Here is an 11,886-nt window from a genome sequence, read left to right as displayed (position 1 = left end):
ATTACGAATCGCCGATCTCGCGGGATTCCACCAGCCGCAGTACCTCCGAACGGACCGGAATGCTGGGCTGCGCGCCCTCAACGGTGCAGGCGAGGCTGCCGGCCGCACAACCGGCTGTCAGCGACCATGCAAAGCCGAAACCTTCGTCCAGACCCGCCGCGAAAGCGCCGACGAAGCTGTCGCCCGCGGCCGTCGTGTCGACCGGCGAAACCGGGAAGCTCGCGATCCGGAACCGACCGTCGCGCGTGACGGCGAGAGCCCCCTCCCCGCCCAGCGTCACGACCACGGCAAGACCGAAGCGGGCGGCGAGTTCGCCGGCGATCTCGTCCGCGGAGCCGGCGATGCCGAGTTCAGCGCCGAGAATCCCGGCCTCGCTCTCGTTCATCACGAGAATGTCCAGCGATTGCAGCACGTCGAGCGGCACCGCGCCCGCCGGGGCGAGGTTGAGGACGGTGCGCATGCCTCGCGCTTTGGCCCAGCCGACGGCCTTCCACGTTTCAGCGTCCGGCACCTCGCGCTGGAGGAGCAACGTGTCGCCCGCTCCGACCGAGAGGGCGTCCAGGGCATCGGCGCGCGCCTCGCCGTTGGCGCCGGGCGCGATCACGATCTGGTTTTCGCTGGAGGCTTCCACCGTGATGAAGGCGGCGCCCGTCGGGCGGTCGCACGGGGCCATGGCGGAAAGGTTGACGTCGCCCTCGCGCAAGAGCGCCAGCGCCAGGTCGGCGAAGGCGTCGCGGCCGACGCGCCCGACCATGGCGACCTCGCTCCCCATGCGACGGGCCGCCAGCGCCTGGTTGGCGCCCTTGCCGCCGGGCGCGAGGAAATAGTCGCTGCCCTGCACCGTCTCGCCGCCAGTCGGCAGACGCTGGACCCGCGTGACGAGGTCGATGTTAACGGAGCCGAAAACGACGATCATGCGCATCCCCGTGCCGGGCGAGTTGCTCGCCCAATCGTGAACTTGACGAAAAAAGTCAGAGGAACGGCCTTCTTCGCTTCCGGCTTGCTAGCACGTCCGGCCGCGTCCGGAACCCCTCAATCTCGAACATGCCTGGAGGTTCACGATGGCTGTGAACAACGGAGAGCCCGGCTCGGCGGAACGACAGAGCGGCTTCACGCGCCGAGGTTTCATTTCCGCCGGCGCGACCACCGCGACCCTGCCCCTCATCGCCGGGCGCGCGCTGGCCGGAACGCCGGCCCAGCGTGCCGAAGCCCCGGACGGAGACGGAAAGATGAACGTGACGCTTCGAGTGAACGGGCAGGACCAGCGCCTCGGCCTCGACAGCCGCACCAGCCTGCTCGACGCGCTGCGCGACCATATCGGTGTGACCGGCACCAAGAAGGGTTGCGACCACGGCCAGTGCGGCGCCTGCACGGTGCTGATGGACGGCAAGCGGGTGCTGTCCTGCATGACGCTGGCCGTGATGGCGCAGGGCCAGGACATCACCACGATCGAGGGGCTGGCCAGGCCCGACGGCGAACTGCATCCGATGCAGCAGGCCTTCATCGACAACGACGCCTTCCAGTGCGGCTATTGCACGCCCGGGCAGATCCTGTCGGCGATCGGCTGCGTCAACGAGGGCCATGCCGGCTCCGACGCCGAGATCCGCGAATACATGAGCGGCAATCTCTGCCGCTGCGCCGCCTATCCCAACATCGTCGCGGCCGTCCAGCAGGCCAAGACCGAGATGAAGGAAGCCTGAGATGCGTCCGTTCGTCTATGAGAGAGCCACGAGCCCCGAGGACGCCGTTCGCGCGGCGCGCGGCAAGGTGACCGCCAACCTGCCGCCGGTGCAGGCCCCCGGCCAGTTCATCGCCGGCGGCACCAACATGACCGACTACATGAAGCTGGACGTGATGCGCCCGGAGATCCTGGTCGACGTCAACGGCATCGACCGGAACCGCTACGGCCGCATCGAGGAGTTCGACGGCGGCATCCGCTTCGGCCATCTCGTGCGCATGGCGGAAGCGGAGGAGCATCCGGCGGTCAAGGCGAAGTATCCGGTCATCGCGCAGTCGCTGCAACTGGCGGCCAGCCAGCAGATCCGCAACATGGCGACGCTGGGCGGCAACGTGCTTCAACGCACGCGCTGCGATTATTTCCGCGAAGCCACCTGGGCCTGCAACAAGCGCGAGCCGGGCTCCGGCTGCTCGGCCATGGACGGCATCAACCGGCGGCACGCGCTTCTCGGCACCAGCGACCAGTGCATCGCCAGCTATCCCGGCGACTTCGCGCAGGCGCTGATCGCGCTGGACGCCTTGGTGGAGACGCAGGGGCCGAAGGGCAACCGCAAGATCCGCTTCGCCGACCTCCATGTGGAGCCCGGCAACACGCCCAACGTGGAAACGGTGCTGGAGCCCGGCGAACTCATCACCTTCATCACCGTGCCCTCCGGCGCCTGGACCAGGCGGTCGATGTACCTGAAGATCCGCGACCGTCAGTCCTACGAATTCGCGGTGACCTCGACCGCCGTGGCGCTCGACCTCGACGGTGACACGGTGCGCGACGTTCGCATCGCGCTTGGCGGCGTGGCGACCAGACCCTGGCGTTCCCGCGAGGCGGAGGACGCGCTGAAGGGCAAGCCGCTCACCCCGGAAACCGCGTCTGCTGCGGCGGACGCCGCCTTCGCCGGCGCGAAGCCCCGCAAATACAATGCGTTCAAGATCCCGCTCGGCAAGGAAACGGTGATCCGGGCGCTTCTCGAAACCAAGAACATGGAGGCGTGAAATGAACGTCGCCGTCCCCCCGCCGAAGGAAAACATGGGCCAGCCGGTCGCGCGCCTCGAAGCACGCTCCAAGGTGACCGGCGAAGCCCGCTATTCCGCCGACTTTCCGCTCAACAATCTCGCCCACGGCGTGCTGGTGACCAGCGCCATCGCGGCCGGCAGCATCAAGTCGCTCGACCTCGAAGCCGCCCGCGCGGTGCCGGGCGTGATCGAGATCTTCACGCAGGAAAACGTGAAGGGCCTCAAGGACCCGAAATTCGGCCAGGGCAACTCCAGTTCGGTGCAGCCCTTCAACGGCCCGAAGATCTGGCACGACGAGCAGATGCTGGCGCTCGTCGTGGCCAACACGCACGAGGCGGCGGAGGATGCCGCCTATCGCCTGCGCGCCAGCTATGACGAAACAAAGCCTTCGGCGACCTTCGACTCGCCCGGCTCGCAGACGCTGGACGCGGTCGGCAACACGGAGTCCCACAAGGAGGACCCGAAGCTCGGCGACGTGGAAGCGGCGCTCGCGACCGCGCCGGTGAAGATCGACGTGAAATATTCCACGCCGACGCAGCACCATAATCCCATCGAACTCTTCTCCACGACCGCCTCGTGGCAGGACGACAAGCTCACGATCTACGAGCCCAGCCAGTTCGTCTACGGCTACAAGAACGGCGTTGCCGAGCAGCTTGGCGTCGATCCCGCGAATGTCCGCGTGGTCAGCCCGCTGATCGGCGGCGCGTTCGGCTCCAAGGGGCCGATGACGCCGCGCACGGCGGTGGTCGCCTATGCCGCCCGGGCGCTGAACCGGCCGATCCGCTGCGTGGTGAGCCGCATGCAGGGCTTTACCACCGCGACCTACCGGGCGGAGACGCGCCACCACATCCGCATGGGCGCCACGCCGGACGGCAGGATCGTCGCCTACAGCCACGAGGGTTGGGAAGTGACGTCCCGCCCTGACAATTACGTGGTCGGCGGCACCGAGACGACGTCGCTGGTCTACGCCTATGGCGCGGTCGGCACCAGGGTGCAGATCGTCAAGGCCGACCGCAACACGCCCGGCTACATGCGTTCCCCGCCGGAGACGCCCTACATGTACGCGCTGGAAAGCGCCATGGACGAGATGGCCGCGGCGTTGAAGATGGACCCGGTGGAGTTTCGCCGCGTTAACGACACGCAGAAGGAGCCGATCAAGGGCCGCCCCTATACCAGCCGCTCGCTGATGACATGCTACGATCAGGCGGCGGAAGCCTTCGGCTGGAAGAAGCGCAACCCGGCGGTCGGCTCCATGCGGGACGGCGACTGGCTGATCGGCATGGGCTGCTCCACGGCGATCTACCCGACCAATATCGGTCCGGCCGCCGTCCGCGTGCGGCTGTCGCCCAAGGGGGAGGTCCGCATCGAAACCGCCGCGCACGAGATCGGCACGGGCATTCGCACGGTTGCCGGGCAGATGGCGGCAGAGCCGCTCGGGCTCGACATGAAGATGGTGACGGTCGAGACCGGCGACACCGACTTCCCCCCCGCCCCCGTCGCCGGCGGCTCCAACTCCACGGCCAGCGTCTGCTCCGCCGTGCTGGTCGCCTCCAACCGCATCCGCGACCGGCTGTTCCGCGCGGCGGTCACCTCGAACGACGGGCCGCTCGCCGGACGCAATCCGGGCGACCTCGGCATGAAGGGCGGCATGATCGTGGCGGCGGACGGGGCTTCGGTGAAGCTCGCCGACCTCTTCGGCCAGATGGGCTCGGGCGTCATCGAGGAATATGTGGAGCACACGCCGGAAGGCATGCCGCCGGAATCCATGGCCAAGCTCTATTCCGGCCAATCCTCGTTCAAGCGCGGATCGCAGGGCGACAAGATCCGCTTCGCCTTCGGCGCCGAGTTCGTGGAGGTCCGCATCCACAGCCGCACGCGCGAGATCCGCATTCCCCGCATCGTCGGCGCATTCGCCGGCGGCCGCATCATGAACCCGCGCACCGCCCGCAGCCAGCTGATGGGCGGCATGATCTGGGGCATCGGCGCGGGCCTGCTGGAGGCGACCGAGATCGATCCGCGGGCGGCGCGCTACGTCAATCGCGATCTGGCGGAATACATGGTCGCGGTGAACGCGGACGTGAACCAGCTGGAGGTGATCCTCGTGCCGGAGGAAGACCACGAGGTGAACGAGGCGGGCGTCAAGGGGGTGGGCGAACTCGGCAATGTCGGGACGCCGGCCGCGATCCAGGCAGCCGTCTTCCACGCCACCGGCAAGCGCATTCGCGATCTGCCGATCCGGCTGGACGACCTCCTGAACGTCTGACGAGCAAGCGGCATCCGGCCATGCCGGGTGCCCCGTCTACGCGGGATCGGCTGCGGCCGGCACCCCGTAGGCGCTCATGAACATATGGACCGCCGAGGCGACCACGCGTTCCGACCGGTCCTGGATTTCCTCGTGCGTGACACTCGCCCCGAAGAGCTGCGGCTTCCACAGCGTGCTCTGGCAAAGGTCGAGAAACTGGACGGCAGCGAGCGTGGCGTCCGGTGCGGTCAGCCGGCCTGCCGCCACCTGTTTCTCCAAATAGTCCGCAAAGCGGGGAACCAGGCTGTGGGGACCCTTGTCGTAGAAGCGGCAGCCCATGTCGGGCATCTGCTCGGCGATGCCGATCACTGTCCGCACCGCCATGATGGCCTGCGCGGAAGCCGTGAACCGGGAGAAGCCGAGCCCGAAACGCGTCAGCGCTTCCTCCAGCGTGCCGGCCGCTTCGAAATCCAGCAGTGGCTCGACGAAAGCGCGACGCTTTTCGTCGATGCACTCGGCGAACAGCTGCTCCTTGTTCTGGAAATAAACGTAGAGCGTTCCCTTGGAGACACCGGCGACCCGCGCGATCTCGCCCATGCTGGCGCCGGCGAAGCCTGAGGTCATGAAGACCTGCATGGCCCCGTTCACGATCTGAAGCCGTTTCTGGGGGTCGCTGCCCTGGACGTGCTCGTCGCCGCCGTGCGCGCCTGTGTCTTTCGAGGCCACCTCCGACATTCCAACAATCCTCGCTAACGGTACTGACCGAACCGTTCAGTTCGATCTTGACGTAGTCAGCCCGCTCTACTATGTCAATCGCCGATCGAACCGAACGGTTCGGTCAATGGGATTTGAATGCCGCCCGGAGAACTCTACGTCTCTGCGGTCCGAGCAGGAGCAGAGAATGACCAAGGTCGCACGCGCAGATCAGGACCAGACCACGCCCGCGCCGGCTTCTGCTCACAAGGACGAGGTGGTTTCGCTGCGTCCCGCGGAATCCCGCAAGGCAGAGGATGCGCCCGCTCGCACCGAGCCTCCCGTCGCCGCGCCGCAAAAGCCGAAGGGCTCCAAGAAGCGCATCCTCCTGCCCATCATCGGCCTCGCAGCGCTCGCGGGTATCGGCTATTTCGGCTACAATTACTGGACCGTCGGCCGCTTCATGGTCTCCACGGACGACGCTTATATCCAGGCCGACGTGACGACGCTGGTGGCCAAGGCTAGCGGCTACGTTGCCAAGATCCCGGTCAAGGACAATTCCAGGGTGAAGGCCGGCGACGTGCTGGCCCAGATCGACCCGATCGACTACCAGCTGGCCGTTCAGTCCGCGCAGAACAAGATCGATGCCGAGCAGGCGACGATCGACCGGATCGCCGCGCAGATCCCCGCCAGCCAGGCGGCTGTCCAGCAGGCGCAGGCGCAGGTGACCTCCGCGCAGGCCACACAGGTTCGCACCCAGGCCGATTTCGAGCGCGCGCAGGCGCTGGCGGCCCGTGACTTCGGCTCCAAGCAGGCGCTGGACGCCGCCCGCGCGGCACGCGACAGCGCGGTTGCGGGCGTGGCGAGCGCGCAGGCCGCGCTGGCCCAGGCGCAGGCCAACATCGACGTGACCCGGGCGCAGCAGAAAGAGGCGAGCGCCGCCCTCGCCGAGCTCAGGACCGCGCTGGAATCGGCCAGGCGCGACCTGTCCTTCACCGAGATCAGGGCTCCGGCCGACGGCACCGTCGGCAACCGCGCCGTGGATGTCGGCTCCTACGTCACCACGGGCAGCCGCGTGATGGCGCTGGTGCCGACCAGCACGCTGTATGTTTCCGCCAACTTCAAGGAAACGCAGCTGGCCAGCCTCGTGCCCGGCCAGGAGGTCGAGCTCAGCATCGACGCCGTCCGCAAGGTCACCGTGAAGGGCCACGTGGAGAGCATCGCGCCGGCTTCCGGTTCGGTCTTCAGCCTGCTGCCGGTGGAGAACGCCACGGGCAACTTCACCAAGATCGTCCAGCGCGTGCCGGTCCGCATCGCGGTCTCGGCTGCCGACGCGGAGAAATACCATCTGCGGCCGGGCCTCTCGGTCGTCGCCGACGTTGACACCCGCACGACGCCCGCCGGCGCCGACCGCCCCGGAGAGTAGGCCATGGCTGGCGCACAGGCGGCCACTGCGGGAGCCGGCGTGGGTCCGACCGGAGGAAGCACCGCGCGTCCGGTGGATCCGCCAATGAAGACCCAGACGATCATCGCGTTCTTCGCGATGGTCTTCGGCATGTTCATGTCGATCCTGGACATCCAGGTCGTCTCGGCGTCGCTGTCCGATATTCAGGCGGGCCTTTCCGCCTCCTCCGACGAGATTTCCTGGGTCCAGACCAGCTATCTCATCGCGGAAGTGATCATGATTCCGCTGTCGGGCTTCCTCGCCCGGCTCTTGTCGACGCGCTGGCTCTTCGCCGGGGCCGCCGCGGGCTTCACCATATCCAGCTTCCTCTGCGCGACCGCGACCAGCATGGACCAGATGATGGTCTATCGCGCGATCCAGGGTTTCATCGGCGGCGGCATGATCCCGAGCGTGTTCTCGGCCGCCTTCACGATCTTTCCCCGCTCCAAGCAGGCGATCGTCTCTCCGATCATCGGCCTGGTCGCCACGCTGGCGCCGACCATCGGCCCGACCATCGGCGGCTATCTCACCGAATACATGTCGTGGCACTGGCTGTTCCTGATCAACATCATCCCCGGCATCATCGTGACCATCACGACGGGGCTGCTGATCGACTTCGACAAGCCGAACCTCTCGCTGTTCAAGACCTTCGACTGGTACGGGCTGATCTCGATGGCGGGCTTCCTCGGCTGCATGGAATATGCGCTGGAGGAAGGACCCAACAATGACTGGTTCGCCGACCGGCCGGTGCTGATCTGCACGATCATCTGCATCACGTCGGGGCTGTTCTTCTTCTGGCGCGTGCTGACCGCCGCGAACCCAATCGTCAGCCTGTCGGCCTTCCGCGACCGCAATTTCGCGACAGGTTCCCTCTTCTCCTTCATCCTCGGCATCGGCCTTTACGGCCTGACCTACGTCTATCCGCAATATCTCGGCATCGTCCGCCACTACAATTCGCTGCAGATCGGCGAGACCATGTTCGTCAGCGGTCTCACCATGTTCTTCATGGCGCCGATCACGGGCATCCTGTCGCGCAAGATAGATCTCCGCATCCTGATGTTCGTGGGCCTGACCCTGTTCGCCAGCGGCACCTGGGTCGCGACGGGACTGACCAAGGACTGGGATTTCTGGGAGCTCTTCCTCCCGCAGGTCCTGCGCGGCATGGGCCTGATGATGTCCATGGTGCCGATCACCAACATCGCGCTGGGCACGCTCAACCCGGCGGAGATGAAGAATGCCTCCGGGCTCTTCAACCTGACGCGCAACCTCGGCGGAGCCGTCGGGCTGGCACTGATCAATACGGCGTACAATGCCCGGCTCGACCTCCATCTGCAGCGCCTCCACGACGGTGCGAACTGGAGCAAGAGCTATACGCTGGAATACATGCAGACCCTGCAGAACGCCTTCTCGTCGCTCGGCGATACGGCGCAGACGGCGGCGCTGAAGCAGATGAGCCTGCTTGTCCGCCAGCAGGCGTCCGTGATGTCCTTCGCCGACACCTTCTTCCTGCTCACCTGCATGTTCGGGCTCACCGCCTGCTTCATCGTGATCCTGAAGAAGCCCACAGCCATGGGCGGAGGCGGCGGCGGCCATTAAGGCCGCCCGGCACGCCTTCCCCGATCCAGACAGTCCCAACTTGGCCCCGGCTCCTCCAGCCGGGGCCCTTTCTTTAACGGCTCTCCGTCAGGGGCTTTCAGGCTCGGCCGTCAGGCGGCCTTCCGGGCCGCGCCGCCCCCGGCAGGCGGATATCCGCAATCAGGGGCAGGTGGTCCGAAGCGCCCCGCCCCGCCGGATCGGTCCGGGTGGAGACGAGCAGCCCTGCGGGCCGGGCGAAGATCCGGTCGAGCTTCAGCATCGGCCGCGAGGCGGGAAAGGTCCGGTGATGCGTTCGCTCCGGCAGGCCCGCCGCAGCCAGCCGCCGCACCGCGCCGAGCCCCTGCCACTCGTTGAAATCCCCCAGCATTGCCACCGGCCCTTCCGCACGACGGACCATGTCGGCGAGCCGCTCCGCCTGCTGCCGCCGTTCCCGGAGCTTGAGGCCGAGATGCACGGCGACGACGGTGAGCGGTCCCTGCGGCGTATCCACCCGCGCCTCGATCGCCCGCCGCGGCTCGCGCCGGGCGATCGAAATGTCGTGCACCTGCATCCCGCAAACCGGAAAACGGCTGATCAGCATGTGGCCGTAATCGCCATCGGGCACGGTGATCGCCCTCGCCTCCACCGCATGAAGTCCGAGCGAGCGCTTCAGAAAGGCGAAGGCCGGCTCCTCGCCCGGGGCGTCGTGGCGGGAATCCACCTCCTGCAGCGCCACGATATCCGGGTCGTGCCGCCGGATCAGGGCGACGATGCGCGCGAGATCGCGCACGCCGTCCGGCCCTATCCCGGCATGGATATTCCAGGTCATCAGCCGCAGCGTGTCGGGCGCGGGGAATCGGTCGTCCGTCACGTCTGCCGTCCGCGGATCCGGGTCATGAGCTTCTGCAGCGCGTAGGTCACGCCGATCCAGACCACGCAGATCCCGACAAGCACGGCGATCCGGGCCAGGGTCGGATGGCGGATCGCATCGGAAAGCTGGTCGCCCAGGCTCGACATGAAAATCAGTCCGGGCGCCAGTCCCAGCGCGGTGCCGATGGTGAAATCAACGAAGCCGACGCCCGCCGCTCCCGCGACGAGATTGAACAGGCTGTAGGGCGCGATCGGCGCCAGCCGTGCCGCCGTCAGCGCCACCAGTCCCTTGCGGGCGAAGTTGCGGGCGATGCGGTTGATGCGCGGACCGAGGATGTCGCGGAGCACGTCCGGCCCCACCGCCCGCCCGATCCAGTAGGTGACGAGCGCGCTCGCCATGGCGCCGCTTATCGCATAGGCGGCGCCGATCCAGCCGCCGAAAGCCGCGGCGGTGGCGGCGATCAGCACCATGATGGGGAACATGACGAACCCGCCGAGCACATAAACGCCGATCACCACCACGGCCGCCCAAGGGCCGCCACCCAGATCCGCCAGCCACCGGCGGACATTGGAGGGGTTCGCGATTTCCGCCAGCGGCGTGTATTTCCAGGCGAGCACCAGCCCGACCACAACCGCGATGGCGACCGCCGCCTTGACCAGCGTCGGGACGCGCTGCCGGGTCGGCGGGAATTCCTCGGTAAAATCGGCCAAAAACTCGCTCGGCGCGATCGGGCGATCGGGATCGGCGACCATCTCCACCCGGCTGGAGATCTCCTCCGGGTCGGGCTCGCCGTCCTCGATCGGCGCGAGACCGCGCTTGCGGGTGGAAAGTTCGCTGATGGCCGCGAGCAGCGACCCCGTCGCCGCAAGCTTCTCCGCGACCTCCGAAGGCGTCGTGCCGCAATGCTCCGCGATCAGCCGGTTGCGCACGGCGGCGATGCCCTGACGGTCCGCCTCCGTTCGCGCCGCCACCACCAGGTCGCACTCCGTGTCGGTCCCCATGGATCGATGGTTGAGGTTCGCGGAGCCCACGCGAAGCACCCGGTCGTCGACGATCATCAGCTTGGCGTGGATCATCACCTCATGCGCGGCGCGATGTTCCCTCACCTGCGGATGCATGATGCGCACCCGGTCCCATACCCCCGCTTCCGTCAGGATGCGCTGGAAGCGGATGCGGCCGTTCCGCATGGTCCGGTGTTCCAGCCAGGTATGATGGGTGCGCGGCCCCACCAGCAGCGCTTCCAGCTTCGGCCGAACCTTCAGGCGCGCGGCGAGCCGCTCGGCGAAGGCCGTCCAGGCCAGGAACTGGTTTTCGATGTAGATGGTGCGCTCGGCGGTTTCCAGCATGTCGAGGAACAGCGTCTCGACCTCGCGCACCTCTTCCTCGTTGCCGTAGAGCGGCTGCGTGCGCGCGATGCCGACATCCACGTCGCGGAGATCCGGCGCGACCGTTTCCGGCCACGGCACCGGGCAATCCTCCAGCCGCACTGGTTCGCCGCCCTCGCAGGTCACGCGCTTCCAGCGGTTGCGCACGAGATCGCCCAGCGCCATCGCGGCATCGCCGTCCACCATCATCTGTATATCGTGGAAGGCGCCGTAGCTCTTGCCGGCCGGATCGACCCGTCCGGGATTGTGCGGCTCGTGGTCCCCCGTGTCCCAGCGACGGATGGTGAGGTCCAGCCCGCCGGCGAAGGCCAGCTTGTCGTCGATGACGACCACCTTCTGGTGATGCGCCGCGCCGACCGGCGTCATGTCGTCCAGGCACATCTCCACCTGGCGCGGCGTGTTCCAGCGCAACCGCATGACCGGCAGCAGTTCGCGTTCCAGCGAATAGAGGACGGAATAGTCCCAGAGCAGGACCTTGACGGAGAGTTCCGGGGTGCGCTCCACCAGCGCGGAGAGAAAGGCGGAGAACGTCGCGGGCAGGTCGTCCCCGGGCTCGCCGCCCGGCCCGACCAGCCGCGTCCGGCTGTCGATGTCCCATCCCACGATCAGAATGGACCGCCGCGCGCTGATCATCGCCTGACGGAGCGCACCGTAATAGTTCGCGGCATCCACGAGCACCGCCGCGCGCTCCGCACGCGCGACCCGCCAGACGTTTTGACCGGGCTGGAGGAGGAGGCCGGACTCAGGCTCTGGCGCGGCGGCACTTGCCGGCACGCTCACCGGGCCGCTCGCGGCAGCGCCTGCGCAACGCCCGTCGTTCGCGAACCCGGTCCTCGTTTCGGTGCGTTGGAGCAATCGGAAAACCTGTCGTTTTCCCGTTAATCGGCGCCGCGCGAAAATGCTCCGCCATGCCAGAAGAATCTTCCTGCCG

Annotated in this window: 9 protein-coding genes; 5 read left to right on the top strand and 4 right to left on the bottom strand. The window is 67.3% G+C overall.

Annotated elements, in window-relative coordinates; all coding sequences use genetic code 11:
* Position 1: 1 nt before the first annotated feature.
* Positions 2-916 (bottom strand): ribokinase, encoded by a 915-nt coding sequence (locus tag BMY25_RS01575; RefSeq protein WP_177176652.1) that lies wholly within the window; start codon positions 914-916, stop codon positions 2-4.
* 145 nt (positions 917-1,061) lie between these two features.
* Between BMY25_RS01575 and BMY25_RS01570 the strand changes: the two genes are divergently transcribed.
* From BMY25_RS01570 to BMY25_RS01560, 3 genes are read left to right on the top strand one after another with little or no spacing between them, the layout of a single operon-like run.
* Entirely contained in the window at positions 1,062-1,700 is a 639-nt protein-coding gene (locus tag BMY25_RS01570; protein ID WP_092494827.1) for a (2Fe-2S)-binding protein, read from the top strand.
* A gap of 1 nt (position 1,701) precedes the next feature.
* The gene (locus BMY25_RS01565) at positions 1,702-2,724 is read left to right on the top strand and encodes an FAD binding domain-containing protein (RefSeq protein ID WP_092494826.1); all 1,023 of its coding nucleotides are present in this window, start codon (positions 1,702-1,704) and stop codon (positions 2,722-2,724) included.
* A gap of 1 nt (position 2,725) precedes the next feature.
* On the top strand, positions 2,726-5,008 hold the full coding sequence (locus BMY25_RS01560) for a xanthine dehydrogenase family protein molybdopterin-binding subunit (RefSeq protein ID WP_092494825.1): 2,283 nt from the start codon (positions 2,726-2,728) through the stop codon (positions 5,006-5,008).
* A 36-nt stretch (positions 5,009-5,044) separates the two neighbouring features.
* On the opposite strand, the gene BMY25_RS01555 is transcribed toward BMY25_RS01560, so the two are convergent.
* A complete protein-coding gene (locus tag BMY25_RS01555) occupies positions 5,045-5,722 on the bottom strand; it encodes a TetR/AcrR family transcriptional regulator (RefSeq protein WP_092494824.1) in 678 nt (225 codons plus the stop codon).
* Between the two features lie 166 nt (positions 5,723-5,888).
* Here BMY25_RS01555 and BMY25_RS01550 point away from each other — a divergent pair, with 166 nt between their 5' ends.
* Positions 5,889-7,106, top strand: coding sequence for an HlyD family secretion protein (locus BMY25_RS01550; RefSeq protein WP_177176651.1), 1,218 nt, complete (start codon positions 5,889-5,891; stop codon positions 7,104-7,106).
* An 84-nt stretch (positions 7,107-7,190) separates the two neighbouring features.
* Positions 7,191-8,720: a DHA2 family efflux MFS transporter permease subunit gene (locus BMY25_RS01545; protein WP_092494822.1), complete on the top strand. Its 1,530-nt coding sequence runs from the start codon at positions 7,191-7,193 to the stop codon at positions 8,718-8,720.
* A gap of 97 nt (positions 8,721-8,817) precedes the next feature.
* On the opposite strand, the gene BMY25_RS01540 is transcribed toward BMY25_RS01545, so the two are convergent.
* A complete protein-coding gene (locus BMY25_RS01540; protein WP_238858086.1) occupies positions 8,818-9,570 on the bottom strand; it encodes an endonuclease/exonuclease/phosphatase family protein in 753 nt (250 codons plus the stop codon).
* Positions 9,567-11,735, bottom strand: coding sequence for a VTT domain-containing protein (locus tag BMY25_RS01535; protein WP_238858085.1), 2,169 nt, complete (start codon positions 11,733-11,735; stop codon positions 9,567-9,569). The genes BMY25_RS01540 and BMY25_RS01535 overlap by 4 nt, the downstream gene beginning before the upstream one ends.
* Positions 11,736-11,886: the final 151 nt, after the last annotated feature.

Origin of the sequence: Faunimonas pinastri, from assembly GCF_900110915.1 — a bacterium.
Lineage (GTDB): Bacteria > Pseudomonadota > Alphaproteobacteria > Rhizobiales > Afifellaceae > Faunimonas > Faunimonas pinastri.
The sequence above is the reverse complement of the archived record's forward strand: the minus strand, read 5'-3'. Positions and strand labels throughout refer to the sequence as shown.

Coding starts and splice junctions, on each gene's coding strand:
- BMY25_RS01575 (WP_177176652.1), bottom strand. CDS start 916: ATGATCGTCGTTTTCGGCTCCGTTAACATCGACCTCGTCACGCGGGTC.
- BMY25_RS01570 (WP_092494827.1), top strand. CDS start 1,062: ATGGCTGTGAACAACGGAGAGCCCGGCTCGGCGGAACGACAGAGCGGC.
- BMY25_RS01565 (WP_092494826.1), top strand. CDS start 1,702: ATGCGTCCGTTCGTCTATGAGAGAGCCACGAGCCCCGAGGACGCCGTT.
- BMY25_RS01560 (WP_092494825.1), top strand. CDS start 2,726: ATGAACGTCGCCGTCCCCCCGCCGAAGGAAAACATGGGCCAGCCGGTC.
- BMY25_RS01555 (WP_092494824.1), bottom strand. CDS start 5,722: ATGTCGGAGGTGGCCTCGAAAGACACAGGCGCGCACGGCGGCGACGAG.
- BMY25_RS01550 (WP_177176651.1), top strand. CDS start 5,889: ATGACCAAGGTCGCACGCGCAGATCAGGACCAGACCACGCCCGCGCCG.
- BMY25_RS01545 (WP_092494822.1), top strand. CDS start 7,191: ATGAAGACCCAGACGATCATCGCGTTCTTCGCGATGGTCTTCGGCATG.